The 25,954-nt window shown below is 60.2% G+C and carries 31 protein-coding genes and 1 pseudogene; 4 read left to right on the top strand and 28 right to left on the bottom strand.

What is annotated here, in order from left to right:
• Positions 1-40 precede the first annotated feature (40 nt).
• From der to BUQ81_RS06115, 10 genes are all read right to left on the bottom strand, one after another.
• Positions 41-1,486, bottom strand: a complete 1,446-nt coding sequence (gene der, locus BUQ81_RS06070) for a ribosome biogenesis GTPase Der (RefSeq protein WP_074201508.1) — start codon at positions 1,484-1,486, stop codon at positions 41-43.
• Entirely contained in the window at positions 1,479-2,672 is a 1,194-nt protein-coding gene (bamB, locus tag BUQ81_RS06075; RefSeq protein WP_074201509.1) for an outer membrane protein assembly factor BamB, read from the bottom strand. Before bamB ends, der begins: the two co-directional genes overlap by 8 nt.
• Entirely contained in the window at positions 2,669-3,322 is a 654-nt protein-coding gene (locus BUQ81_RS06080; protein WP_074201510.1) for a YfgM family protein, read from the bottom strand. Before BUQ81_RS06080 ends, bamB begins: the two co-directional genes overlap by 4 nt.
• A 35-nt stretch (positions 3,323-3,357) precedes the next feature.
• On the bottom strand, positions 3,358-4,641 hold the full coding sequence (hisS, locus tag BUQ81_RS06085; RefSeq protein ID WP_074201511.1) for a histidine--tRNA ligase: 1,284 nt from the start codon (positions 4,639-4,641) through the stop codon (positions 3,358-3,360).
• Positions 4,638-5,744 (bottom strand): dual-specificity RNA methyltransferase RlmN, encoded by a 1,107-nt coding sequence (rlmN, locus tag BUQ81_RS06090; protein WP_074201512.1) that lies wholly within the window; start codon positions 5,742-5,744, stop codon positions 4,638-4,640. The genes hisS and rlmN overlap by 4 nt, the downstream gene beginning before the upstream one ends.
• 1 nt (position 5,745) lies before the next feature.
• On the bottom strand, positions 5,746-6,174 hold the full coding sequence (gene ndk, locus BUQ81_RS06095; protein WP_074201513.1) for a nucleoside-diphosphate kinase: 429 nt from the start codon (positions 6,172-6,174) through the stop codon (positions 5,746-5,748).
• 70 nt (positions 6,175-6,244) lie between these two features.
• Entirely contained in the window at positions 6,245-6,571 is a 327-nt protein-coding gene (gene iscA / locus BUQ81_RS06100; RefSeq protein WP_074201514.1) for an iron-sulfur cluster assembly protein IscA, read from the bottom strand.
• Complete coding sequence (locus BUQ81_RS06105) at positions 6,571-7,023, bottom strand: Rrf2 family transcriptional regulator (protein WP_074201515.1); 453 nt, start codon at positions 7,021-7,023, stop codon at positions 6,571-6,573. Before BUQ81_RS06105 ends, iscA begins: the two co-directional genes overlap by 1 nt.
• 46 nt (positions 7,024-7,069) lie before the next feature.
• Positions 7,070-7,843 (bottom strand): serine O-acetyltransferase, encoded by a 774-nt coding sequence (gene cysE, locus BUQ81_RS06110; protein ID WP_074201516.1) that lies wholly within the window; start codon positions 7,841-7,843, stop codon positions 7,070-7,072.
• Positions 7,843-8,607 (bottom strand): RNA methyltransferase, encoded by a 765-nt coding sequence (locus tag BUQ81_RS06115; protein WP_074201517.1) that lies wholly within the window; start codon positions 8,605-8,607, stop codon positions 7,843-7,845. The genes cysE and BUQ81_RS06115 overlap by 1 nt, the downstream gene beginning before the upstream one ends.
• 41 nt (positions 8,608-8,648) lie before the next feature.
• On the opposite strand from BUQ81_RS06115, the gene BUQ81_RS06120 reads away from it, so the two are divergent.
• Entirely contained in the window at positions 8,649-9,449 is an 801-nt protein-coding gene (locus tag BUQ81_RS06120; protein WP_074201518.1) for an inositol monophosphatase family protein, read from the top strand.
• A 6-nt stretch (positions 9,450-9,455) separates the two neighbouring features.
• Here the strand turns inward: BUQ81_RS06120 and BUQ81_RS06125 are convergent, their stop codons facing one another.
• Positions 9,456-10,442, bottom strand: coding sequence for a YbgA family protein (locus BUQ81_RS06125; protein ID WP_074201519.1), 987 nt, complete (start codon positions 10,440-10,442; stop codon positions 9,456-9,458).
• A 367-nt stretch (positions 10,443-10,809) separates the two neighbouring features.
• On the opposite strand from BUQ81_RS06125, the gene BUQ81_RS08990 reads away from it, so the two are divergent.
• Positions 10,810-10,992 carry a hypothetical protein gene (locus BUQ81_RS08990; RefSeq protein ID WP_407702710.1) on the top strand — a complete coding sequence of 61 codons (183 nt, stop codon included), beginning with the start codon at positions 10,810-10,812 and terminating at the stop codon, positions 10,990-10,992.
• On the opposite strand, the gene BUQ81_RS06135 is transcribed toward BUQ81_RS08990, so the two are convergent.
• Genes BUQ81_RS06135 through BUQ81_RS06165 form a run of 8 tightly spaced genes read right to left on the bottom strand, consistent with a single transcriptional unit; the run spans position 10,989 to position 16,058 of the window.
• A complete protein-coding gene (locus tag BUQ81_RS06135) occupies positions 10,989-11,852 on the bottom strand; it encodes a TIGR01777 family oxidoreductase (protein WP_074201520.1) in 864 nt (287 codons plus the stop codon). The two genes, BUQ81_RS08990 and BUQ81_RS06135, sit on opposite strands and share 4 nt — an antisense overlap.
• A gap of 8 nt (positions 11,853-11,860) precedes the next feature.
• Positions 11,861-12,319 (bottom strand): ribosomal protein S18-alanine N-acetyltransferase, encoded by a 459-nt coding sequence (rimI, locus tag BUQ81_RS06140; RefSeq protein ID WP_074201521.1) that lies wholly within the window; start codon positions 12,317-12,319, stop codon positions 11,861-11,863.
• Between the two features lie 2 nt (positions 12,320-12,321).
• Positions 12,322-12,627: a nucleotidyltransferase domain-containing protein gene (locus BUQ81_RS06145; RefSeq protein ID WP_074201522.1), complete on the bottom strand. Its 306-nt coding sequence runs from the start codon at positions 12,625-12,627 to the stop codon at positions 12,322-12,324.
• A complete protein-coding gene (locus BUQ81_RS08905) occupies positions 12,620-12,751 on the bottom strand; it encodes a hypothetical protein (RefSeq protein WP_268807729.1) in 132 nt (43 codons plus the stop codon). The genes BUQ81_RS06145 and BUQ81_RS08905 overlap by 8 nt, the downstream gene beginning before the upstream one ends.
• Positions 12,738-13,172, bottom strand: coding sequence for a hypothetical protein (locus BUQ81_RS06150; protein WP_074201523.1), 435 nt, complete (start codon positions 13,170-13,172; stop codon positions 12,738-12,740). Before BUQ81_RS06150 ends, BUQ81_RS08905 begins: the two co-directional genes overlap by 14 nt.
• Positions 13,165-14,721, bottom strand: a complete 1,557-nt coding sequence (locus BUQ81_RS06155) for a 2-isopropylmalate synthase (protein WP_074201524.1) — start codon at positions 14,719-14,721, stop codon at positions 13,165-13,167. Before BUQ81_RS06155 ends, BUQ81_RS06150 begins: the two co-directional genes overlap by 8 nt.
• Complete coding sequence (gene pssA, locus BUQ81_RS06160) at positions 14,718-15,545, bottom strand: CDP-diacylglycerol--serine O-phosphatidyltransferase (protein WP_074201525.1); 828 nt, start codon at positions 15,543-15,545, stop codon at positions 14,718-14,720. The genes BUQ81_RS06155 and pssA overlap by 4 nt, the downstream gene beginning before the upstream one ends.
• 33 nt (positions 15,546-15,578) lie before the next feature.
• Positions 15,579-16,058, bottom strand: coding sequence for a CinA family protein (locus BUQ81_RS06165; protein ID WP_084188276.1), 480 nt, complete (start codon positions 16,056-16,058; stop codon positions 15,579-15,581).
• Between the two features lie 72 nt (positions 16,059-16,130).
• Here BUQ81_RS06165 and mutS point away from each other — a divergent pair, with 72 nt between their 5' ends.
• The gene (gene mutS, locus BUQ81_RS06170; protein WP_143598471.1) at positions 16,131-18,695 is read left to right on the top strand and encodes a DNA mismatch repair protein MutS; all 2,565 of its coding nucleotides are present in this window, start codon (positions 16,131-16,133) and stop codon (positions 18,693-18,695) included.
• The gene (gene trxA, locus BUQ81_RS06175; protein WP_074201528.1) at positions 18,682-19,548 is read left to right on the top strand and encodes a thioredoxin; all 867 of its coding nucleotides are present in this window, start codon (positions 18,682-18,684) and stop codon (positions 19,546-19,548) included. Before mutS ends, trxA begins: the two co-directional genes overlap by 14 nt.
• A 56-nt stretch (positions 19,549-19,604) precedes the next feature.
• On the opposite strand, the gene BUQ81_RS06180 is transcribed toward trxA, so the two are convergent.
• The 9 genes and pseudogenes from BUQ81_RS06180 to BUQ81_RS06215 all read right to left on the bottom strand — a co-directional run bounded on the left by BUQ81_RS06180 (position 19,605) and on the right by BUQ81_RS06215 (position 25,948).
• A complete protein-coding gene (locus BUQ81_RS06180; protein ID WP_200770563.1) occupies positions 19,605-20,099 on the bottom strand; it encodes a dihydrofolate reductase in 495 nt (164 codons plus the stop codon).
• Positions 20,096-20,929, bottom strand: a complete 834-nt coding sequence (locus BUQ81_RS06185) for a thymidylate synthase (RefSeq protein WP_074201529.1) — start codon at positions 20,927-20,929, stop codon at positions 20,096-20,098. Before BUQ81_RS06185 ends, BUQ81_RS06180 begins: the two co-directional genes overlap by 4 nt.
• Before the next feature lie 10 nt (positions 20,930-20,939).
• Positions 20,940-21,752, bottom strand: coding sequence for a prolipoprotein diacylglyceryl transferase (lgt, locus tag BUQ81_RS06190; protein ID WP_074201530.1), 813 nt, complete (start codon positions 21,750-21,752; stop codon positions 20,940-20,942).
• Positions 21,753-21,772: 20 nt separating this feature from the next.
• Positions 21,773-22,078, bottom strand: coding sequence for a GGDEF domain-containing protein (locus BUQ81_RS08995; RefSeq protein ID WP_074201531.1), 306 nt, complete (start codon positions 22,076-22,078; stop codon positions 21,773-21,775).
• On the bottom strand, positions 22,041-22,457 hold the full coding sequence (locus BUQ81_RS06200; RefSeq protein ID WP_143598472.1) for a GGDEF domain-containing protein: 417 nt from the start codon (positions 22,455-22,457) through the stop codon (positions 22,041-22,043). Before BUQ81_RS06200 ends, BUQ81_RS08995 begins: the two co-directional genes overlap by 38 nt.
• A 30-nt stretch (positions 22,458-22,487) precedes the next feature.
• Positions 22,488-22,613, bottom strand: a pseudogene (locus tag BUQ81_RS09000) (c-type heme family protein); the annotation flags it as partial.
• A complete protein-coding gene (locus BUQ81_RS06205) occupies positions 22,610-23,095 on the bottom strand; it encodes a c-type heme family protein (RefSeq protein ID WP_074201533.1) in 486 nt (161 codons plus the stop codon). The pseudogene BUQ81_RS09000 and the gene BUQ81_RS06205, both read right to left, overlap by 4 nt.
• 92 nt (positions 23,096-23,187) lie before the next feature.
• A complete protein-coding gene (locus BUQ81_RS06210) occupies positions 23,188-25,185 on the bottom strand; it encodes a HAMP domain-containing methyl-accepting chemotaxis protein (protein WP_074201534.1) in 1,998 nt (665 codons plus the stop codon).
• Positions 25,186-25,303: 118 nt separating this feature from the next.
• Positions 25,304-25,948, bottom strand: a complete 645-nt coding sequence (locus BUQ81_RS06215; protein WP_074201535.1) for a peroxiredoxin — start codon at positions 25,946-25,948, stop codon at positions 25,304-25,306.
• Positions 25,949-25,954 lie beyond the last annotated feature (6 nt).

Below are 25,954 nucleotides of genomic sequence, written 5' to 3' on the forward strand. Positions count from 1 at the left end.
GTGGGAAAATTTCGACTTTGAAAAAGTCGGGGACCCCCCTTTATTTGCCCCGTTTCTTGCGCTGGAGTGCCTTTTTCTTCTGTTTCACGAATGCCATCAGCTTGCGCTTGCGGCGAATCTGCCGCTCGCTGAGTTTGGTGCGCTTGCCCTCAAAGGGATTGTCGGTGACGCGGTATTCGATCTTCACCGGCGTACCCTCCCAGCCAAAGGCCTTGCGGAACACGTTGGTCAGGTAGCGGGTATAGTGCTGCGGCACGCGGTCCACCATGTTGCCGTGAATAACCACCGTGGGCGGGTTGATACCACCCAGATGCGCATAGCGCATCTTGATACGGCGGCCACTGACCATGGGCGGTTGGTGTTCCAGCAGCGCCTGCTGCAGCACGCGGTTCAGCTCGCTGGTGGACACCCGCGTGGTGGCCGCTTTATAAACCTGCCGAATCATGTCGAACAGGTTGCCCACGCCAGTGCCGTGCAGCGCCGAGATGAAATGGCGCGGCGCAAAATCGGCAAACTGCAGCTTCAGGTCCAGGTCCGCCTTGACCTGCCTGCGCTGATCCGGATCCAGGTTATCCCACTTGTTGATGGCGATAATCAGGCCACGCCCGCTTTCCAGCGCGTGGCCCAGCAAGGTCTGATCCTGATCGGTGATCCCTTCCGATCCATCGATCACCAGCACCACCACATGGGCCTGATCCATGGCCTCGATGGCCTTGATAACGCTGAACTTCTCGATCTTGTCGTAAACCTTCTTGCGCCGCCGCACCCCGGCGGTATCGATCAGAGTGTACTTGACCCCGTCCCGCTCGAAGGGCACGCGAATGCTGTCACGGGTGGTGCCCGGCATGTCGTAGGCCACCACCCGCTCTTCTCCGATCATGCGGTTAATGAGCGTGGACTTGCCCACATTGGGGCGACCCACCACCGCCACACGGATGCCGCTGTCGTCATCCGGTTCGGGGGCCTCGTCCTCGTCAGCCTTCGGCGCGACGATTTCGAGGATATAGTCAATGGCCTCGCGCACATGATCGCCGTGCTCGGCGGAAATCACCAGCGGCTCGCCCAGTCCCAGCTGATAGAACTCGGCCTTGACCACATCGGGATCACGCCCTTCCGCCTTGTTCACCAACACATAAATCGGCTTGTGGGCGAACTTCTGCCGCAACATGGCGGCAATCTGCTCATCTGCGGGCGTGAGACCGGCCTGCCCATCCACCAGAAACAGAATGACGTCGGCTTCTTCCAGCGCCGCGATCACCTGCTGTTCCATCAGTGGATTAACGCCCGCCTCCTCCCCGCTGAGGCCACCGGTATCCACCACGATATAGGGATACTTGCCCACCTTGCCGGTGCCATACTGGCGATCACGGGTCAGACCCGGATAATCGGCCACAATGGCATCCCGACTCTTGGTGAGCCGGTTGAACAGGGTGGACTTGCCCACATTGGGACGGCCCACCAGTGCCACCACGGGTTTTCTACTCATGCGTCGTCAACTGAAAGCGATATTGCGACAGATAGCCCTCGCCATCGATCACGTACACATCATCGCCAAGCGGCAGCACCTTCACCACCGGCGCACTGTGATGACTATAGCGACCGACAAGACTGCCGGTGGTCGGATCTACAACATGCAGCAGTCCCTTCTCATCACCAAACACCACCTTGTCGTGCCAGACAGCCAGATCGGTCAGTTCGCGGTACTTCAGCTCGCTGTTCTGCCACACCGGCGTGCCGGTAATCAGGTCAAAGGCGTGCAGCACATCGTCATCATCCACGGCGATCAGTTTGCCAGCCACCAAGGCCATGTCGCGGTAGGTGGAGAAATCCTTTACCCAGTAGAGCTGACCAGTGGCCGGATCCAGCGCCGCCAGCTTGCCGTGGAAGCCGCCCACAAACAGGCGCCCGGCATACAGGTGCGGCCGCGCCTGAATATCCACCATGCGCTCCAGATCGGTACGTCCTTTCGGCGTGGCAATGCGCTGCTGCCACAGGCCGACACCATTTTCCAGCGCCAGTCCTTCCACCAGGCCATTTTCCCACGCCACAAACAGACGGGAGCCGGCCACGGTAACCGCCGGCTCGCCCTGCAGGGCCAAAGCCGGCGCCTCGTGCTCGACCTGCCAGACGATGTCACCATCACCGAGACGTATTGCGTAGAGCTTGCTGTCGAGAGTGCGCACCAGCAGCCAATCACCGGCAACGACCATGTCGGCATCCACGGAGCTGCTCAGCTGCTTCTGCCAGCGCACATGACCATCCACCGGATCCATGGCCACCAGCTTGCCCGAAGCTGTGCCTACATAGAGCCTGTCATTGGCCAGCACCGGACCGGACAGCACCGGCGAAGGCAGTTTCACCTGCCAGGCTACCTGATCATCCCAGCTGGGCTTGTCGCTGCGGTAAAAGGCGGTGACAAGACCATTGGGCATGCCAAGAAACACATAACGATCGCTTTCCGCCACGCCCAGTCCTTCCGCATCCGCACCGTTAAGGGGGGCGTAATACTGGGTCCAGTTCATGGTGGCATTGAGACGGTTGTCGATCTGTTTCAGGGCCACCGGCTGCGGCGCACGGGCGGGCTCCAGAAAGAAGTCGCCCACTTTCTTGAAGCTGCACCCGCTTAAAAACAAAAGCGCCAGCAGGCTGGCGCTCAGGGCAATTCGTCTCATGAACGGTCCTCGGTCAAGTCATCCAATTGCAGCTGGGCCAGTTGCTTGAGGCCCACATCGGCCTTGTCGTTGTTCTGCACGGCTGCGAAGGCTTCACTCGCCCCCTTCAGGTCGCCTTTGAACAGGGCGATTTCGCCCCGCACATAGTCATAAAGTGCTCGGCTCTCTGCCGCCAGCCCCGCGACGGCGACATGCTTCAACTGCGCCTGCGCCTCGTCAAACTGGCTGGCATCCGCCAGCAGTCGCGCGGCGCGCAGATGGGCAATATCCTTCATGCCGGTTTCCGGCGCATGCTCGGTCACCCAGCCCAGCTGTTCCAATGCGCCTTTCAGATCCTTTTCTTCTTCATACAGCCAGGCAGCCAACAGCAATGCGGCACCGGACGCATAGGGGCTGTTTGGATGCTCGGCCATCAGCTTGCGAGCCTCGCGGGCCACCTCCTTGAACTGGCCCTGCGCCGCCTTCATCTGCAGGATTTCAAAGGTAGCGGAGGCATTCACCGCCTTGGCGTACTGCACCTGCTGCCAGTAGTTCCAGCCGGTTACGGCCGCCAGCGCCACAATCACCGCCAGCAGCAGCTGCTTGCCATTCTCGTGCCACCAGCGCTTGATGGCTTCCCACTGTTCTTCGTCGGTTTCGTAACGACTCATCGCCTGTTCCTTTTAAAAGTCAATGCGGTGAAAGTTTAGCGCAAATAGCAGCCCATAATGCCGCCAAGGTGATCCGCCAGCTCGTCCCAGCTCACCACTTCCTGCTCACCCTGTCCGCGCAGCGGCTTGACCCCGGCGATTCGGCTTTCCACTTCTTCGTCGCCCAGCACTACTGCATAGGCGGCACCGGACTTGTCTGCCTTCTTGAACTGGCTCTTGAAGCTGCCGCCGCCACAGTTGAGCTGAACATTCAGACCCGGCAGCTGTTCGCGCAGCTGTTCTGCCAGCACCATGGCCGGCTTGAGCGCCTTGTCGCCGGCGGCAACGATGTAGATGTCGGCATCGCTGTAATAGGGCAGGCGGTTCTTGTCCAGGATCAGCGCCATGAGACGCTCGATACCCATGGCAAATCCGACCGCGGGTGTGGGACGACCGCCGATCTGCTCCACCAGTCCGTCATAGCGGCCGCCGGCACACACAGTGCCCTGCGCGCCCAGCTCGGTGGTGGTCCACTCGAACACTGTGCGGTTGTAGTAATCCAGCCCGCGCACCAGATTGGGATTCACTTCATAGGGAATGCCCAGTGCATCCAGATAGCCCAGCACCGCATCGAAGTGCTCGCGATCCTCCTGATGCAGGTAGTCGATCAGCTTGGGCGCCTCTTCGATCAACGGACGCATTTCCGGGTTCTTGGAGTCGAGGATGCGCAACGGGTTGGTTTCCAGACGGCGCTTGGAATCCTCGTCAAGCAATGACGCGTTGGCGCGGAAGTAATCCACCAGCACATCACGGTACTGGGCGCGGGCGTGCAGATTTCCCAGAGAGTTGATCTCCAGCGTCAACCCGTCCAGCCCCAGCTCGTCCCACAGACGTGCAGTCAGTGCGATCAGCTCGGCATCCACGTCAGGCGTAGCAATACCAAAGGTCTCCACGCCAAACTGGTGGAACTGGCGGTAACGTCCCTTTTGCGGGCGCTCATGGCGAAACATGGGGCCGGTGTAGTAGAGCTTCTGCACCTGATTGTGAATCAAGCCGTTTTCGATCACCGCGCGCACGCAACCGGCCGTGCCTTCCGGGCGCAGGGAAAGGCTGTCGCCGTTGCGGTCCTCAAAGGTGTACATCTCCTTTTCCACAATGTCGGTGACATCGCCGATGGAGCGCACGAACAGCTCCGTCTTCTCCACCACCGGCAGGCGGATGGGCTGATAGCCGTAGCGGCGCATCAGGCGCGTGGCCGTGTTGACCACATGGTCGAATGCGGCCGCCTCGCGGCCATAGATATCTTTCATGCCGCGCACAGCGGTAATCTGCTTACTCATACTTTCAGCGTATCCAGTGAGATTTCCTGATATTTCTTCTGCCGACCGGTGCGGTCCTTCACCTTGCCGGCCAACTGACCGCAGGCAGCATCGATGTCATCACCACGGGTCTTGCGGATGGTGCAGTTCTGCCCTGCCTCCAGCAATACGCGCTGGAAACGGTGAATCTGGTTGTTGCTGGAGCGACGGTAGCTGGAGCCGGGGAAAGGGTTAAACGGGATCAGGTTTACCTTGCACGGCAAGCCCTTGAGGATTTCCAGCAGCTGCTGCGCGTGCTCGAGCCGGTCATTGACGCCGTCGATCATCACATATTCGATGACAATATGCTTCTTGTGGCTGGAGGCGGCCACATAGCGGTGCAGCGCCGGCAACAGCTCTTCCAGCGGATATTTCTGATTGATGGGCACCAGCTCGTCCCGCAGCAGGTTATTGGGTGCATGCAGACTCACCGCCAGACAGGCATCCAGCTCAGCGCTCATCTTGTCAATGGCCGGTACCACGCCGGCCGTGGAAATGGTGACGCGCCGCTTGGACAGACCGTAGGCGTTGTCATCCATGAGGATGTTGGCCACCGGAAACACATGGGTCACGTTGAGTAGTGGCTCGCCCATGCCCATGAACACCACATTGGTGATCTTGCGGTTGCGCTTCGGATCTGCGTCCAGCGCCTTGGTGGCAACCCACATTTGCGAGATGATTTCCCAGTTTTCCAGATTGCGGTTGAAGCCCTGCTTGCCGGTGGCGCAGAAGCTGCAGTCCAGCGCACAGCCCACCTGCGATGAGATGCACAGGGTGCCACGATCCTTTTCCGGGATATACACGGTTTCCACAAAGTTGTGCTGGTCCACTTCCAGCAGCCACTTGATGGTGCCGTCGGCCGACTTCTGCTCGGTGACGATGCGCGGCGTGCGAATCTGCGCGACCTGCTTGAGCTTTTCGCGCAGCGCCTTGGACAGGTCAGTCATGGCATCAAAATCGCTGACACCGCGCTGGTGAATCCATTTCATCACCTGCACGGCACGGAACGGCTTTTCACCCAGCTCGGCGAAAAAGCCTTCCAGTGCGGAGCGATCCATGCCCAGCAGGTCGATCTTGTCGGCCATCTCAGTGTTCACGGTAGTGCAGCTCCACGCCAGCGAAGAACCAGGCGATTTCGCGGGCAGCGCTTTCAGGCGAATCGGAACCGTGCACGCTGTTGCGCTCCATGCTCACTGCAAAGTCGCGACGCAGCTGACCCGGCTTGCCCTTTGCCGGATCGGTTGGCCCCATCAGCTCACGCCAACGTTGGATGGCGTCTTCGCCACTGAGCACCATCACCACGCTCGGCCCCGCCGTCATGTTGCCCAGCAGGGTCTCCCAGAAGGGCTTGCCTTCGTGCTCGGCATAGAAGCCGGACGCTTCACGTCGGCTCATGTGCACCATTTTCATGGCGCATACTTCCAGCCCGGCCGCTTCAATGCGGCTGACGATCTGGCCGATCAGGTTGCGTTCCACTGCATCGGGCTTGATGATGGCAAAGGTCTGTTGATACATGGGAATTCTCAAATGAAAAACGCGGGTATTTTACCACCCGCGTCAAATGTCTCCGAACATAAAGCGGTTTTCAGACGCTGAACGACTCGCCACAGCCACAGCTGTCCTTGACGTTGGGGTTGTGAAATTCGAAGCCCTCGTTGAGCAGACTCTCCTTCACATAATCCAGCGTCATGCCGTCCACAAACTTCAGCGCATCGCGATCCACGATGACCTTGGCACCGTGGGACTCGAACACTTCATCGTTTTCACCCACTTCGTCAGCGAAGTCCACCACATAGCTATAGCCGGCACAGCCGGACTTTTTCACGCCCAGGCGCATGCCGATACCTTTGCCACGCTTGGCCAGCATGGTCTTGACACGTTCAGCTGCAGCCGGCGTCAGGGTTACTGCCATTACACCACCTCGCGTTCAAACTTGATTTCTGCCGTCTGTGCTGCACCGGCGCGGCGCTGATCGATCAGTCCCTGCAGCGTAATGCCATGCAGATAGCTTTCGATCTTTTCACTCAGGTCGTTCCAAAGCTGATGGGACAGGCATTCGCTGCCGTTATGGCAATCGCGGCCACCATTACAGTAGCGCGCATCCAGCACCTCGTCCACGGCATGAATGATGTCCGCAACGCTGATTTCCGCCGGCGGCCGCGCGAGACGATAACCACCGCCGGGCCCGCGCATGCTGGTCACCAGTCCTCCCTTGCGCAATCTGGCAAAAATCTGCTCCAGATACGACAGGGAAATATCCTGTCGCTGCGAAATTTCATTGAGCGTAATCCGTTCCTCCGGATCCCGCAGCGCCATGTCCAGCATGGCGGTCACGGCATAACGCCCACGTGATGTCAGTTTCATAGTTGTGTTACCCGCTTGTCGTATTCTCTGTTTATTTCCGACTATTTTACTCGGAATTGCGACGGGTTTCATCACTCTTTTTGTCCAGCTCGGCATCATCCAGCTCTGGCAACTGCACCGGACCGACATCACCACCCAGCTGGCGCACCACTTCGGTCAGCTCTTCCAGCTTGCGATCCTGCGCGTGAATATGCTCCAGCAGGGAGTAGATGGCGTTCTCCACCGGGTCCGGCAGATCAGGCGTGATCCCGTAGGCGTCGAAGCCCAGCTGTTCGGCACGCTTGCGCTTTTGCGCCTGCTCCGCCTTGGCGCGCTTGACCAGATGACCGGGCACGCCCACGACCGTCTCCCCCGCCGGCACAGGACGCACCACTACCGCATTGGCACCGATGCGGGCATTCTCGCCCACTTCGATGGGGCCGAGAATCTTGGCGCCGGCCCCCACCACCACACCATCGCCCAGCGTGGGATGGCGTTTGCCCGGCTGCCAGCTGGTGCCGCCCAGGGTGACACCGTGATACAGGGTGACATCGTCGCCAATTTCAGCCGTTTCGCCGATGACCACACCCATGCCGTGGTCGATGAAGAAACGGCGACCGATATGCGCACCGGGATGAATCTCGATACCGGTGATCCAGCGGGCGAAGGTGGAGAGCCAGCGCGCCAGCCATTTGAGATTGTGCTGCCACAGCCAGTGATTGATGCGATGCCAGATAATGGCGTGCACGCCCGGATAGGTGGTGAGCACCTCGAAAACGTTGCGCGCCGCCGGGTCGCGGTCAAACACGCAGCGGACATCCTCGCGAATCTGTTCCCACATCACTCCAGCACTCCCATTTTGCGTTGGCAGGCACGGAAAATGCCGCGCAGAATATCCACCTCCTTCTGGTTCATGCCGGCGCGGTTGAACAGCTTGCGCAGGCGGCGGCGAAAATGCTCGTTCTTGTCGGGGTCCATGAATTCCGACTGCTGCAGCAGGGTAAACAGGTGTTCATAAAAGCCTTCCATGACCTCTGCGCTGACACGCGGCGCCCCCTCAAACGTGGTGCTGACCGGCTTTTCGTCGCCCAGGTGCCGCCTGTAGATTTCCCACGCCACCACCTGCACCGCCGCCGCCAGATTAAGGCTGCTGCACGCCGGATTGGTGGGAATATGCAGCAATGCGTGACACAGATCCAGCTCCGCATTGGTCAGGCCCGACTTTTCCCGTCCGAACACCAGCGCCACCGCATCGCCCTGCTGAGCCCGCCCCAGCGTCAGCGCGGCGGCCTCGTCCACCGGCATCTGCGGCCAGCGGCTGGAACGCAGACGCGCACTGGCGCCCAGCACCAGCGAGCACGGCGCAATGGCCGCCTCCAGCGAATCGACCACCTGTGCCTGCTGCAGCACATCCAGCGCAGAGGTAGCACGCACCCGCGCCTGTTCGCCCTGCCAGTCCTCAGGCGGATTCACCAGCACCAGCTGGCAGATACCCATATTCTTCATGGCGCGCGCCGTGCCGCCAATATTGCCGGGATGAGACGGCTCCACCAGCACGATGCGCAGTTGGCGCAGGTCCGGTGCCTCGCAATGATCAGGATTCATTTATAATTCGCGTCAATTCAATTCAGTATCAAGGATTTGCCATGCACCCGTTTCTCAATATCGCCACCGAAGCCGCGCGCAAGGCCGGTGCCCTGCTGGAGCGCTACTACCAGCGCCTGGATCAGCTTACGGTGGAGGAGAAAGGGCCCAATGATTTCGTCTCCGAGGCGGATCGTCGCGCCGAGGCCATTATCGTGGATACCATCCACAAGTATTACCCGGACCACAGCATTATAGCGGAGGAAGGGCACGGCGAGCGCACCGACGCCGAGGTGGAATGGATCATCGATCCGCTGGATGGCACCACCAACTTTCTGCACGGCTTTCCCCACTTCGCCGTCTCCATCGCCGTGCGCGAGAAAGGACGCCTGACCCACGGCGTCATCTACGACCCGCTACGGGACGAGCTGTTTGCCGCCAGCAAGGGGGAAGGCGCTCGCCTGAACAACGTGCGCATCCGCGTGTCCGAACGCAAGAAGCTGGAGCATGCCCTGCTGGCCACCGGCATCCCCTACCGGGAGTTCGACTATGTGGACAGCTACATGCAGAGCCTGCGCTACTTCATGATGAACACCGCCGGCATCCGCCGCCCCGGCTCGGCTGCGCTGGACCTGGCCTATACGGCCTGCGGACGTGTGGACGGCTATTGGGAGTTCAATCTGCGCCCGTGGGACATCGCCGCAGGTGCGATTATCGTGCGGGAAGCGGGCGGCATCGTCACCGACTTTGCCGGGGGTGACAACTATCTGAACTCAGGCAATATTCTTGCCGCCAACCCCTACCTGATTCGCGAAATGGCCCGGGTCATCGCCCGCACCATTCCGGAAGAATACCGCAAATAATCCCTGTCACCGCGTGGCGCTGACATCGGTGCGCAGCGCCAGCTGCGGTGGATAGGGGTTCCAGAAGACCTGATCGGAAAGGTAGGCGTCTGGATAGCGGTGCTGAAAACCCTCCAGCACCTTGATCACCGTGATCAGCGGCACAATGCCGTCCATGAACTCCTGCACAGTGCGGGCGTAATAGGTCTTTTCCTCCGGATCCAGATGGGTCTTGTAATAGCCATAAAGATGGTCGAGGGCATTGCGCAAACGCTTGCGTGTTGACAGGGTCGCCATGGCCTCATGCAGGCGCTTGCCATAGGCATCCAGTGTTTCTTCCAGGCTTGCGTTTCGGGCCTCGGCCACAAGCGGCCCCATTTCGCGGTAAAGCTGTTCATTCTTCGCCATCAGCAGGAACTTATGACGACGATGAAAGTTCTGCAGCCCCTTTACACTCGGCGCCTGCGCCAGAAAAAGGCGCCAACGGGCACGCGTATAGACGCGCAGCATGAAATTTTCCCGCAGCCAGGCATCGTGCAGGCGCCCTTCGTCTTCAATGGGCAGCAACGGATCCGCCGCCTGGAGCCGGGCAGTAAACACGCCGGTCGTCATCGGGTCGCGCGAGCCATACCAGCTGCCATCCGGGTGATAGACCTTGATGCGCTCCAGCCCGCAGGTGGGTGATCTCGACTTGACCACGACGCCATCCGGATTGCTGACCAGCACCTTTTGCACCTGTTCGGCACTGCTTTGCTGCACCAGATCAGTCACGTCCTGCTGGCCTTTCGCCTCCTGAATGCGAATCTCGCCCTCCATATTCACCAGACGAATGGTTGGCCGCGGTGTCCCCAGCACCGGCGCTTCGGGGCAGAAAAGCGTAAAATCGGCCACACGCCTGAGCGTTTGGTTGACGAAGTCATCCTGCGCATGGCCGCCATTGAAACGAACCGGCTGCCCGGCAAGGCATGCACTCACTCCAAGATGAAGTCGGGGAAAATCTGGGGTTTCCAGCATGGACGCCTCCCTGGAGCATGATGAATATGACCGCTCTTGTAGTATTACTCGATGTCAGCCTGTTGCACAAGACTGCGCGCATTCCACGCCCGGATGCCTTCGCTACCCGGCCCCGCTGGCTGGAAGCGCTTGAAACAGCGCCGTGGGCCCGCAAGGTCATGCAGCACTGGCAGGTAGGCGAAACGGCTGCACAAACGCAGCTGATTGACTTTCTCGAGCGGCGGCTGACTGACTACCCCGACAAGCGGGACATTCCGGCGGAGGATGCCACCTCCAGACTCTCGCCCGCCCTGCATTTCGGGCACATGGCGCGCGCCAGCTCTTCTAGCGCGAGTTCTACCGCTATCTGCTCAACCACTTTCCCGATCTGGAGGATGCGCCACATCAGTCGGCCTATCGCGCATTTCCATGGCGACGCGATGCCACGGAGACGGCCGACGACCGCACTCGCTGGCAACGGGGACTGACCGACATCCCCATGGTGGACCTGCAGCAAAGCCGCACCGCACACCTGCAGCGGGTGGCCTGGCTCAAGGCACAAAAAACCTAGCCCACGCAGGCGGCCATGGCCGCGTCGATATCCGCGTACCTGAAGCGAAAACCGGCCTCCAGCAGTCGCCTGGGTACCGCCGCATTGGACAGCAACAGCACAATCGCGCCCTCCCCATACAGCGCCTTGAGCGCCACGGCAGGCATCGGTAGCCAGAAGGGACGTTTCAGCGCGTTTGCCAGGGCGCGCCCAAAACGTGCATTGCTGACAGGCTCAGGGCTGCACAGGTTGATCGGACCGACCATCTCATCCCGCTCGAGCAAAAAAGAGATGGCACGACAAAGGTCGTCGATGTGAATCCAGCTGATGCACTGGCGACCGCTGCCGACCGGACCGCCCAATCCCAGCTGAAACGGCAGGCGCATCTTGCTTAATGCGCCACCGTCCGGCCCCAGCACCACGCCAAAGCGCATGATGGCGGGCTGCGGCGTGAGTTTTTCACTGGCAGCCTCCCATGCCGCGGCCAGTCGGCCGAGCGCATGCTCGCCCGGCTGCAGGCAGCCCTCATCACAGGGCGCATCGCAGTCCGCCTCCGGATAGAAACCCACCGCCGAGGCACTGAGGATGCGTTTTGGCGGCGTCGCGCTTTGAGCAAGCACCTCGGCCAGCAGGGCGTTGGTCTTGAGTCGACTCTCATACAGCGCCTGCTTGTGAGCGGATGTCCAACGTTCGCCCACATTCGCCCCCGCCAGCATAATGAGAACATCCACCCCTTCAACGGCCTGCGCCAGATGCGCAGCATCGGCAAACGCCGCGCGCCCATGCTGCGCCACTGCATGGCCCTCGCTGCGCAGGTGCGCCGCCAGATGCCGCCCTACAAAACCAGTTCCACCCAATATGGAAATACGCTGCCCACCCATATTCCCGCCTATAAAAAGGTGAACGCCATCACAATGGCATCCTCGCGGCTGCCGTCGGGATTGCGATAATAGTTAAGACGCAGGCCGACCTCATTGAAACCCGCTCCCTGATAAAGGCGAATCGCCGGTGTATTGCTGACGCGCACTTCAAGAAACATCTGCGCAAACCGCCCGCCGTCAAATCGATTCAGCAGCGCCTGCAGCGCCGCCTTACCAACACCACGCCCCTGAGCTTCCGGTGCCACGGTAAAGTTGAGCAGCTCCACCTCGTCCGCTGCCATCTGCACAAAACAGTAGCCCAGCGGCGCATCGTCGCGATCACAAAAGACAAAACCCATGCCGTGGCGCAGCGCCAGCTCCAGCCCCCTGCGGCTCCACGGGATGGGATAACAGTGCGGCTCGATGGCAGCAACCCAGTCCAGATCGCTTTGATCCATGACGCGCAGGTGGCTGAACGATATGCTCATCTTTACGGATAAATCTGCACTCGATCCTGCTGGATCTGAGCCCTCAGGGTGGGATTGTCCAGCCGCTCCCAGTGGAGCAGATCCACCTTGAAGGCGATTGGAGAGCCATCAATGGCATCCCACAACCGGGCAAAGTCAGCCTCCGACATGGTCGGTGCCGATACCACCAGATCGATATCCGATCCTTCCCGTGCCGAGCCCCGCGCCCGTGATCCAAATAGCCACACAGCCTCGATCGCCGGAAACCGACGCAGGATATCCAGCAAGACTCGCCGCGTATGCAAGGGAAGGCGTGTGTGTTCAGTCATAGGAGCGCGTCAGTGTCTGCGCCAGCGCCTCATCACGGATAAACTCATCCTTGGGCTGCGCGCAGGCAGCCTTCAGCCGCTGCAATGCCTGTACGAACAGCTCTCTACGGTCAAAGTTCGCCATCACGCGCCTTTAGCAACGTCAAATAGGCCTGTTTCTTCAGCAGCGGTTCTTCGAGCATGGCGTCAAGGTCCGGCAGTTGAATGCAGCGCACCGGCAGCTCGTCCGCACTTTCCCACCAGTCAGGTTCGCCGAAGACCCATGCCTGTCCGCTTTCAGCGCTCAGCGGCGCAGCCACGTCCGCGTAATCATGACGTTCTCCCAGCCAGGGACAAGCGCGCAGAATATTGGCAAGCAGGGCTTCTGCAGCCTCCGAGAGCGTTTCCGGCACAAAAAAACCCGAAAAATGGGCCGCAGGCCCCGTTTGTGCGGGTTCTGGCGCAGGAGGATTTTCCGCGCGCTGTAAAAAGTCGGGGACCCCCCTTCTCTGCCGCCACAGGGGCACGCTCCAGTGCAGCAGCAGTTCCGGTGGCAGCTTAGACATCGGCCTCGCGCTGCGGATGAGCGCGGTCGTCATCCACGCACAGCTTGTTCAACGCATTGATGTACGCCTTGGCGCTGGCGATGATGATATCCATGTCTGCACCCTGGCCATTGACGATGCGCCCGGCACGCTCAAGGCGCACCATGGTTTCCGCCTGCGAGTCGGTGCCGTTGGTGACATTGCTGACAGAATAGAGCTTCAGCTCGGCACCGGAGTGCACCAGGCTTTCGATGGCCTTGAAGGTGGCATCCACCGCACCGCCGCCCTGCGCCGTGGCGCGCTTCTCTTCCCCGTCGATCCACAAAGTCAGCTGCGCTTGCGGGGTTTCGCCCGTTTCCGCGCACACGTGCAGGCTCACCAGACGATAGCGTTCGTTTTCCGCCAGCAGGTTCTGTGCATCGGTGGCCAGCGCGATCAGGTCCTCGTCGTAAATCTCGTGCTTGCGGTCGGCCAGCTCCTTGAAGCGCATGAAAGCATCGTTGAGCGCTTCCTCGGAATCGAATTCGATGCCCAGCTCCTTCATGCGCGTGCGGAAGGCGTTGCGGCCGGAATGCTTGCCCAGCACCATCTTGTTGGCGCTCCAGCCCACATCCTCGGCGCGCATGATTTCGTAGGTTTCGCGGTGCTTAAGTACGCCATCCTGATGGATGCCGGACTCGTGCGCAAAGGCATTGGCACCCACGATCGCCTTGTTGGGCTGCACCGGGAAACCGGTGATGCTGGAGACCAGCCTTGAGGTGGCCAGAATCTCGCGGGTGTTGATCCGCGTATCCACCGGGAAGTAGTCCTGACGCACCCGCACCGCCATCACCACCTCTTCCAGCGCGGTATTGCCGGCCCGTTCACCCAGACCGTTGATGGTGCACTCCACCTGACGGGCGCCATTGCACACCGCCGCCAGCGAGTTGGCCACCGCCAGCCCAAGGTCATTGTGGCAGTGGGCCGAGAAAATGGCCTTGTCGGAATTGGGAATGCGCTCAATCAGTTGCTTGAACAGCGCGCCGAACTGTTCGGGCACGTTGTAGCCCACCGTATCCGGGATATTGATGGTGGTGGCGCCGGCATCGATCACCGCCTCGATAATGCGACAGAGGAAATCCAGCTCGGAGCGGCCGGCATCTTCCGGGGAAAACTCCACATTATCGGTAAAGTCCCGCGCCCGCTTCACCGCCCACACGGCACGCTCCACCACCTCGTCGGGGGTCATGCGCAGTTTCTTTTCCATGTGGATGGGTGAAGTGGCGATAAAAGTATGAATACGCCCGCTGTTGGCTGGCGCAATGGCTTCGCCTGCGCGCACGATGTCGTTTTCCACCGCACGGGCCAAACCGCAGATGGTGCTGTCCTGCACCACTTCGGCCACTGCCTTTACTGCCTCGAAGTCGCCTGGGCTGGCAGCGGGAAAGCCCGCCTCGATCACGTCCACACGCAGCTTTTCCAGCTGCTTGGCAATGCGCACCTTTTCATCCCTGGTCATGGAGGCGCCGGGGCTCTGCTCGCCGTCGCGCAAGGTGGTATCAAAAATGATCAAACGTTCCTTGTCACTCATGTTCGGTTCTCTCGTGTTGTGCGGTTTGGGGATTCTGCGGCTGTTGTTTCCTGGGCCGCCTGCGCCCGTTTTTTTCGTATGCGTTCGCGGGCCTGCGCCCGCAGTCGACGGCGCAGCTGCAGCTGGCGCAGGGTTATCACCGGCCCGCTGAAGGCATACACGGCAAAAAAGCCCCACAGCGTCAGCGGCGGTTCCAGCGAAATCACCACCAGCACCAGTACCACCACCAGCAGTGCCACGAACGGCACCTTGCGCTTGAGGTTGAACTCCTTGCCGCTGAAATAGCGCACGTTGCTCACCATCAGCACACCGGCCGCCACTAGCAGCCCGGCACCGATCAGATGCGCCGCCACATTCCACGGCAGGGCATGGTGCTCGATCACCCACACCCAGCCGGCCACCAGCACGGCCGCAGCGGGAGACGGCAGGCCCTGAAAGTACTTCTTGCTCAGGCTCGACGCCTGCACATTGAAACGCGCCAGACGCAACGCCGCCCCGGCGGTATAGACAAAGGCCGCCAGCCAGCCCAGCTTGCCAAACTCATGCACGCCCCAGCTATACAGCAACAGCGCCGGTGCCAGTCCGAACGAAACCATATCCGCCAGCGAGTCATACTCGGCACCGAAGGCGCTGGTACTGTTGGTCATGCGCGCGATGCGCCCATCCAGCCCATCGAAAATCATGGCGATGAAGATCGCCACGGCACCGGCCTCATAGTGGCCGTTCATGCCCGCAATGACCGCGTAGAACCCGGCGAACAGCGCCGCTGTGGTCATCAGATTGGGCAGAAAGTAAATGCCGCGTTCAATGGACGTCTTTTTCATGGGATCGTTTCTTAATCGAAGAAGAAAGCTATTTTAACTTTTTTCAATCATGTGTACGACGCCGACCAGTGCCGCCCGCGCCGCCTGTTCGCGCACCGCCGCGCGCTCGCCGTCAAAATGATAGCACTGCGCCTCGGTGGTGCCAGACAGCGTCGCCCAGCCGATCCACACCGTGCCTACCGGCTTGTCCGGCGTTCCTCCGCCGGGGCCGGCAATACCGCTCACCGCCACGGCAATGTGGGCATCGCTGCGGCGCAGGGCACCCGCCGCCATTTCGCGCACGGTCTGCTCGCTCACCGCGCCATGCAGACGCAGGGTGGCGTCCTCCACCCCCAGCCAGCGCATCTTGGCTTCGTTGGCATAGGTGACGAAACCACCGAAAAACCAGCTGCTGGAGCCGGGGCGGTCGGTGCAGCGCTTGGCGATCAGACCACCGGTGCACGACTCCGCCGTCACCAGCATCCACTCGTGCGCCGTCAGTCGGTGAGCAAGGGTTTCAACAAGTGCGTCCATGGCTGTCCTCGATTGCATGCAGGGTGTGTGTTGTTTAGCATATCACGCTTCCCGAACCGGATGCCCGCCCCCATGAGCCAGAACCTGGACCAGCACACTCCCATGATGCAGCAGTACCTGCGCATCAAGGCGCAGTATCCCGACCACCTGCTGTTTTACCGCATGGGGGACTTCTATGAACTCTTTTACGAGGACGCCGAGAAGGCCGCGCAGCTGCTGGACATTACCCTCACCACCCGCGGCAAGTCCGCCGGCGCGCCCATTCCCATGGCTGGCGTGCCCTACCACAGCGCCGAAAGTTATCTGGCCCGCCTGGTCAAGGCCGGCATTTCCGTGGCCATCTGCGAACAGGTGGGCGATCCGGCCACCAGCAAGGGGCCGGTGGCGCGCAAGGTGGTGCGCATCGTCACGCCCGGCACCCTAACCGAAGACAGCCTGCTCGACGCCGCCCGTGACAATCTGCTCGCCGCGGTCTTCTCCCACAACGGCCGCTGGGGGCTGGCGTGGCTGGATGTCTCCAGCGGCCGCTTCGAAGGCTGCGAATGCGACACACTCGCGCAACTGGAAGCCGAATTGAGCCGTCTGCGCCCTGCAGAGCTTCTTTTGCCGGAGAAACCGGACGCCGAAAAAATCGACCTGAAAAAAGTCGGGGACCCCCCTTGTACACCACTGCCGGCCTGGCATTTCGACCCGACCAGCAGCCGCGAGCGCCTGCTGCAGCGCTTTGCGGTGCAATCGCTGGACGCCTTCGGTCTGGAAAACAGCCCCGCTTTGCTCGGGGCCGCCAGCGCCCTGCTGCACTACGCCGAACAGATGCTGCAGCACGATCTGACCCACCTGCATCCACCGAAGCGCATCCATTTGGATGATACCCTCATCCTCGATGCCATCAGCCGCCGCAATCTGGAGCTGACCGAAAGCCTGCACGGCAATGACCGCCACACCCTTGCCGGCATTCTCGACACCTGCCGCACCCCCATGGGCAGCCGCATGCTCAAGCGCTGGATCAACCAGCCGCTGCGCGACCGCGCCACCATCAGTGCCCGTCAGGACGCCATCGCCGCGCTGCTGGAAAACTGGCGCTTCGAGTCCCTGCGCGACGCGCTCAAGCCGGTGGGCGATGTGGAACGCATTCTCTCCCGCGTCGCCCTCTATTCGGCGCGCCCGCGCGACCTGCTGCAGCTGGGTCAGGCGCTGGCGCAGCTTCCCACGCTGGCAGATCTGCTGGCGGAGATGCCCGCTCTTCATGCACTGCAACAGGCGTGCGTACCCCAGCCAGAACTGGCTGACCTGCTGGCACGCGCCATCGTGGACAACCCCCCCATGCTCATCCGCGACGGCGGTGTAATCCGCGCAGGTTACGATGCCGAACTGGATGAACTGCGCGCTCTGCGCGACGAGGCCGGCGACTTTCTGCTGCAGCTGGAAGCGCGCGAGCGGGAACAGACCGGCATTCCCACCCTCAAGGTGGGCTACAACAAGGTGCACGGCTACTACATCGAAGTGAGCAAGAGCTACAGCGACGATGTGCCGCTGCACTATCAGCGCCGCCAGACCCTCAAGGGTGCCGAACGCTACATCACCCCCGAACTGAAAGCCTTCGAAGACAAGATCCTCTCTGCCGGCGAAAAGGCGCTGGCACGGGAAAAGTGGCTCTACCAGCAGCTGCTTGAGCAACTCAATGCACATCTGGCCACGCTGCAGCGCCTGGCTGATGCGCTGGCTGAACTGGACGTGCTCGCCACCCTGGCAGAACGGGCCGATGCGCTCGCGCTGAACCGTCCCACCCTGAGCGACACGCCAGGCATTCATATCGAGCAGGGGCGCCACCTCACCGTGGAAGCGCTTTCCAGCGAACCGTTCATCCCCAACGATACCGATCTTGTCGATGCGCGCATGCAGATCATCACCGGCCCCAACATGGGCGGCAAATCCACCTACATGCGCCAGACTGCGCTGATCGTCGTACTGGCACACATGGGCGCATTCGTGCCCGCCCGACGCGCCGCCATTGGCCCGGTAGATCGCATCTTCACCCGCATCGGCGCCTCCGACGACCTGACCTCCGGCCGCTCCACCTTCATGGTAGAGATGACCGAAACGGCGAACATCCTCCACCACGCCACCGAACAGTCGCTGGTGCTGCTGGACGAAATCGGCCGCGGCACCTCCACCTTCGACGGGCTGGCGCTGGCGTGGGCCGTGGCCGAAGCCATGGCACAGCGCGGCAGCTATACCCTGTTTGCCACCCACTATTTCGAACTGACCGCGCTGGCAGAACAGCTCAGCGGCGTGGCCAATGTGCATCTGGACGCGGTGGAACATGACGACCGTATCGTGTTCATGCACCAGGTCAAGCCCGGACCGGCATCCCAGAGCTACGGTCTGCAGGTGGCGGCACTGGCGGGCGTGCCCAAAGGGGTGATCCGGCGGGCACGAGCCAAACTGCACGAGCTGGAGCAACAGGCGCTGGGCGCCTCGCCGACGCCACAGCTGGAGCTGTTCAGCGCCGTTGAAAACGCGCCGCCGGACCCCATATTGGATCTTATCGACACACTCGATCCGGACAGCCTCACCCCGCGCGAGGCGCTGGAGATACTATACAAGATCAAGGAGCTGCGTCATGCGTCAGAATGAGTTCATCGTCAACGTCAATCAGGCCAATTTCAACGATGTCGTCATTGAGGGTTCGAAGGAACGCCCGGTGCTGGTGGATTTCTGGGCGCCGTGGTGCGGCCCCTGCCGCATGGTCATGCCCGTGCTGGAAAAGCTGGCCGCAGAAATGGCCGGTCAGTTCGTGCTGGCCAAGGTCAATATCGACGAAGAGCAGGCATTGGCCATGCAGTATGGGGTACGCTCCGTGCCCACCTTCAAGCTGTTCAGCAATGGCGAGGTGGTCGGCGAGCTGATGGGCGCTCAACCGGAAGCAGCGTTCAAGCAACTTCTGGAACCCCATCTGAGCCGACCTTCCGATGCGCTGCGCCAGCAGGCCTGGGCCGCATTCAGCGCCGCTCAGGTGGAACAGGCCATCGGCCTGCTGAAGGAAGCCGCAGCGCAGGACCCCAACAATACCCGCATTCATCTGGATCTGGTGAACATGCTGCTCAAGAGCGGTCAGATCGACGCGGCGGCCGAAATCTACAACGCCCTGCCGCAGGCGGTGCGCGAATCGGAGCGCGGCAAGCCGCTGGGGCTGATTCTCAAGTTCGCCAGAACCGCCCAGAGCGCCGGTCCGCGCGAGGAAGTGGAGCGCAAGCTGGCCGAAGATCCCAACAATGTGGAGCTGAAAGTGGCACTGGCCGCGCACAAGCTGCTGGCGCAGGATTACGAAGGCGCACTGCAGACCTTTATCGAGGCGCTGACGCCGGACGTCAATGTTATGGACGGTAAGGTGAAGGAATTGCTGCTGCAGGTGTTCGACATGCTGGTGGCCGAAGAACCGGAGCTGGTCAAGAAATATCGCCGCCGCCTGCAGATGCTCATGTTCTGATACACAAAGCCCCGCGCTCGCGGGGTTTTCTTTTGTTTGCGCTGGCGGCACAACCTTCAAACCGCCTGCTTCACCCAGGTCTCAAAGACAAACGGCCAAGGGTGACGCTCATCGGCGGCATGTTCGACTCGCTCCACACATTGCCAAGAGTGTGAATCCCACTGCGGGAACCACGTATCTGCTCCCTCGATCTCCGCATCCACGCGCGTGACATACAGCCGCTGCGCCAGTGGCAACGCCTGGGCATAAATCTGCCCACCACCGATAACCATCACCTCGTCGTGCATGGCTTCACCCGCCGCCAGTGCGGCTTCCAGTGTAGGAAAGGTCTGCACTGCCTCATGGGCAAACCCATTGCCGCTGACCACCAGATTGGGACGACCCGGCAGTGGGCGACAGCCCAGCGACTCAAACGTCTTGCGTCCCATCACCATCGGCTTGCCCAGCGTCAGCTCCTTGAAGTGCTTCAGGTCATCAGGCAGGTGCCACGGCAGCGCGTTGCCGCGGCCGATGGCGCGATTGCGGTCCATGGCGGCAATCAGGCTGATCACACCGCCACCTCCGCCTTGATGTGCGGGTGCGGGTCGTAATCACTGATCTCGAAGTCTTCGAACTGATAATCAAAAATACTGGCCGGCTTGCGCTTCAGCGTCAGCTTCGGCAGCAGCCGCGGCGCGCGGGTGAGCTGCAGCTTCGCCTGCTCCAGCGTGTTGTGATACAGGTGCACATCGCCACCGGTCCACACCAGCTCACCCGGTTCGTAGCCGGTCTGCTGCGCCACCATGTGCAGCAGCAGCGCATAGCTGGCGATATTGAACGGCACGCCGAGGAAGGTGTCCGCACTGCGCTGATAGAGCTGCAGGGATACACGCCCGTTGGCCACGTAGAACTGGAAGAAGGCGTGGCAGGCCGCCAGCGCCATCTTGCCGTGCTTGACATTCTCCTGGGGCGACAGGGACTCATCCGGCAGGTCGGACGGATTCCAGGCGGTGACGATCATGCGGCGGCTGTCCGGATTGGTCTTGAGGGTCTCGATCACCTCGGAAATCTGGTCGATGGTTTCACCGGAAGGCGTTTCCCACGCGCGCCACTGCTTGCCGTAGAGCGGCCCCAGCTCGCCGTCTTCCGTGGCCCACTCGTCCCAGATGGTGACGCCGTGGTCGTGCAGATATTTGATATTGGTGTCGCCCCGCAAAAACCACAACAGTTCGTAAATGATAGAGCGGATATGCAGCTTCTTGGTGGTCAGCAGCGGAAAACCGTCCGCCATGTCAAAGCGCATCTGATAGCCGAACACGGAGCGGGTGCCCACACCGGTGCGGTCCGACTTGTCCGTGCCATGGTCAAGAATATGCTGCAAAAGATCCAGATACTGTCTCACACTGCCCTCCTTACCAGGCAAATTGTCCGCGGTTGCGCGCATAGGCCCATGCCATCAGGGCGATGCCGGCCAGAATCATCGGCGTGCTGAGCACCTGCCCCATGGTGAGCCAGCCCCACGCCAAATAGCCCAGCTGCGGATCCGGTGAGCGCCAGAATTCCACAATGAAGCGAAACAGGCCATACCCCGCCAGAAAGGCGCCCGAGAGCGCCCCCACGGGCGGGCGAAAGCGCGCGTAGAGATTAAGTGCCACGAATAACACCAGCCCTTCCAACAGGGCTTCCAGCAACTGCGTGGGGTAGCGCACCATCACTTCCTGGGTGAGCGGATCGACAATGCGCATCGCCAACGGGCTGTCCAGCGAGGCGACACGCCCCCACAGCTCACCGTTGATGAAGTTACCAATGCGCCCGGCCAGCAGGCCCAGCGGCACCAGCGGCGCGATGAAGTCGCCGATGACCAGCAGCGGAATGCGGTACTTGCGCTGAAACAGCCAGATGGCCACGATCACGCCCAGCAGACCGCCATGGAACGACATGCCGCCATGCCAGACCTCGAAAATCTCCAGCGGGTGTTGCAGATAATGGGGCAGGTTATAGAACAGCACATAGCCAAGGCGCCCGCCAAGGATGACTCCAAACGCCACATAGAATAGCAGATCATCCACCCGCTCTGCGTCCCAGATGTGCGAAGCCCGTGCACGCCAGCGGGCGATCAGCCAGCCGCCGCCGAGGCCGATCAGGTACATCAAGCCGTACCAGCGCACCTGAAAAACGCCCAGATCAAGGGCAACGGGATCAAGACGTGGGTAATCGAGCGCCATAATAATCTGATTGCCTTGGGCTAATGCTTTGGGTTCTGTTTGATCTCTGGAGGCAGGTCGTCGAAACAGGCCACCGCATTACGCCCATTTCGTTTTACATAATATAGAGCAATATCTGCCTTTTTCAGCAAGGATGACAGTGTATCATCAGGGGTGGCCAGTGCAACGCCAATACTGTAATGGATCTGGTCGGGCACCCCTTCAAACACCTGCGGGAGTTGACCATGACACGCCCTGATATGTTCACAAACGTTTTCCGGTGGATCTTCGATCAGTAGCAGAAACTCTTCACCGCCCAGACGATAAACGGAAGACGACCAGCCCACACATGGACTGAAAAGCCTTTCCTACCTGATTCAACACCAGATCACCCACGTCATGCCCAAAGCGGTCATTAAATGACTTGAAGTGATCGATATCCAGTATGACGGCTGCCAGAGAATGGATGCTACCCTGTTGAAGTGCGGCCAGCTTCTGCGGCAAGAGCGTCTGCAATCGGTGCCTGTTAAACAGGCCCGTCAGCGCATCCCGGTTGGCCAGATCAAACAACTGCCTTTTCTGCTCCAGAATAATGACACGATCTTTCATCAGCTGTCTGTATACCCAGATCACCGCAAAAGCAAGCACCATTAAAGCCCCAAACAACAGCACTGATATTTGTACCATCCGGGACAGCGCCTCACTCCACAGGGGTTGCAGGTCCACCTCATAAACGCTGACCTCCCGGATCCACCCGAGCGACTCACCAAAAGCGTTGCTTCCGCCGTAAAGCTTGCGCAGCCCCGGCGGAGCCTGAACAGGGTTTCCATGACACCGCAAGCACGCCTGGGTATTGGGCTGTGAAGGGCGATAAAGTTTCAGGGTTGCTGGGACCCCCTTTTTTCTAACAGTTCGAAGTGCTCAGTAGTGGACGGATTCGCCCTGAAATACTGCAACCACTGCAACTCGTCAGCACTTGCACGGTTGGCAGGATTCAGGGGGTTGTCGGATACGATACGAAAACGGACACCGTTTTTCAGAAGGGCTTCCCGTGCCTGAATCGCCGCGTCGTAACGTTGAAAAACATGTCTGATGACATAGGTGGCCGAAAAGCCCTGAGGCGCATAATAGTCAGCGGAGATATGTCCTGCCTGTTGAAGTTGATAAAACAATGGTTTCAGCTCTTCATCCACATAACCCCGGATGGCCAGCTCCATCACTGTCATCTTGCGGACTTCGTTTTCTGCCCGCTCCAGCATGGTGTGCCAGGTCATCTGGTAAACGTAGTAACTGACGCCAACCCAGACAGAAAGAAAAACGAGCAGCACCCACGTCGCAAAACGGCGGGTTTTCCCCTTGAACAAAACGGCTTGATCCTGCCCCCACACCCGCACCCAAAATCAAAAAGTCAATCTCTTAATGAAATTAGACGCAAAAGGAAGTGATTTGCACACACTCACACTCTGAAATTGCGCAGCAGCGACTCCAGATGCTGGGCCAGCTGCTTGAGACGCTCGCCCTCTTCCCGGGTTGACTGAGTGCGGGTGACCGTCTCTTCAGTGACTTCACGAATCTGGGTAACCTGATCGCCGATGGTGCTCACCAAACTGGCTTCTTCCCGTGCCACGCGCAGCATCTCATCGCTGAGTGAATCCAGATCGTTCATGAGCACGGCCACCGGCTTGAGTCCCTGCTCGGCCATCTCGATGGCGTGCACGCCCTGCTCGGTGGCCTTTTCGCCGGCAGCCATGCGTTCCACGGTCTTGCGCGTATTATCGCGGATACGGGTAATCACCTGCGTGATCTGATGGGTGGATTCCTGCGTACGCTGCGCCAGCTGCCGCACTTCATCCGCCACCACGGCAAAGCCGCGTCCATGCTCGCCGGCGCGTGCCGCCTCGATGGCCGCATTGAGCGCCAACAGATTGGTCTGCTCCGCAATTTCCTCAATCACGTTCACCACCGAACCGATGGTTTCGCTCTCCTTATCCAGCAGAGTGATGCTCTCGCGCAGGCTGTGCATCACCTCGCTCAGCGTCTGCATGGTAGACTGGGCCTCGCCCACCACTTCGATACCCTTCTCCACGCGGGTGTGGGCATCCTTCGCCGCGCCGGCCGTATTGGTGCTGAAGCCCTCGATGCGGCGTGCCTCTTCGTGCAGGCGCTGCATGTAGTCGGTGAGCTTTTCCACGCTGGAGAACTGCGCTTCGATACCCTTTTCGGCCTGCTCGCTCTGCTCATACAAGGTCAGGGCGACGCGCTCCATATTCTGCGCATCATTTACCAGCTGGCGAACCACGTTCTGAATGCGGGAGACGAACTGATTGAAACCGCGGGAGATTTCCGCCAGCTCGTCACGCCCGTCTTCGGGCAGACGCAGGGTGAGGTCGGCCTCCCCACTGGAGACCTTGTCCATGGCATGGCGCAGACGGTCCAGCGACTGCATGATGGAACGCATCACCACCGCCATCACCAGCAGACCCATCAGCAGACCCACACCGGCCAGTGAGCTCATGATCCAGATATTCTTGGAGGTGCTCGCCTCAACGGCCTCGCCCTTCTGGCGGATTTCATCCAGCACCACCTTCAGCAGCGCATTGAGCTCGGCGGTCATCTGTTCCAGCAGGGGATCCAGCTCATGCACCTGGGTCCACACGTCCATGCGCCACTTGGGCCCACTGAGAATGCCCTTCAGCGTCATGTAGTTTTCCCGCCAAGTCTGATAGGCTTCACGAAGCCTGGGCAGGTTGTCTTCTTCTACAAGCATCAGGTCTTCGGCCTGAGACAACTTGTCCAGCTGCGACTCGAAGGTATCGAGAAAATTGTCGATGTTCTGCGCCATGTTCTCGCTGCGGAAGGCCACATAACCGCGCAGGTTGATCATGATATTGAGCCAGGTCTTCTGCATTTCGATGAGCTGCTGCAACAGGTCCACCCGGTCAGGATCCATTTCAGTCAATTCGGACAGCACCATTTCGGACAGACCGGTCTGGATCGTCTGAGCGGCACGGTCCATGCCGCTGCTCACCACTTTCAGCGCCGGGTACTTCAGCTGATTGTCCTGCTGCATCGCCTCGATATGCGGCAACTTTTGTTCCAGCTCGTTCAGATAGGCAGCAATTTTTTGCAGGCGGGCACGGTTCTCTCCGTCAAAACGCTGCTCGAGCCGGGCCACTTTCTTCTTGAGTCCGGCAAGGCGCTTCTTCAGCTCGGCATATCGTTTTGGATCACCGGTAAGCATGTAGGTCACCAGCCCCACTTCGAAATGCTCGATCTCCTTGGCCAGCGTCAGCGTGCCGAAGGCCTTGGGCTGATCCACCCGAATCACGGTATTGACCTGCTTCTGCGCCATGTTCAGGCTTACCACCGCCATGGCGGTGATCACCACCAGCAGAATGGTGACGCCGACCATCCCCATGTAAAGCTTCTGTCGTATCGTCATGTTCTTGAGCATGGTGTCTCCGCCAAATTTCCAGCACGCAAGTTTTCTCCACGCGAACCCAAGCAAGGCTCATGCCAACAAAAAAGCGGCCCGCAGGCCGCTTTCCCTATTAGCGCAGAGAAAAACACGATTACAGCGACTTGTGGCAGAACCACCAGTCAAAGCATTCGTACTGCGTGACGCGCTCATCCGCGGTTTTCTCGTCGGAGGCCGGCGGAATGATCACGTGATCACCCACCAGTTCGTTGTTCGGCCAGTTGGCCGGTGTGGCCACACCATTGGCATCGGAGGTCTGCAGTGCCTTGACCACGCGCACGATCTCGTCAATGTTGCGGCCGATTTCCTGCGGATAGTACAGGATGGTGCGGATCACGCCTTCCGGATCGATCACGAATACGGCACGGACCGTATTGCTGCCCTTGTTGGGATGCAGCATGCCGATCTGTGCAGCAATGGTATCGGTCGCGGCAATAATCGGGAAGGTGATCTCGACACCCAGCTTCTCCTTGATCCACTTCACCCACTGGATGTGCGAGAACACCTGGTCCACGGACAGGCCGATCAGTTGACAGTTCAGCGCGGCAAACTCATCGGCACGCTTCTGGAAGCCGACAAATTCCGTGGTACACACTGGCGTAAAGTCAGCCGGATGACTGAACAGCACGGTCCACTTGCCTTTCAGATCGTCAGGCAAAGACATGGGACCATGGGTGGTTTGCACTTCAAGGGATGGAAAGGTTTCGCCCAGCAATGGCATACGGGTTTCGGTTGTCATGATTCA

This window comes from Sulfurivirga caldicuralii, from assembly GCF_900141795.1.
In the GTDB taxonomy this organism is placed as follows: Bacteria; Pseudomonadota; Gammaproteobacteria; order Thiomicrospirales; family Thiomicrospiraceae; genus Sulfurivirga; species Sulfurivirga caldicuralii.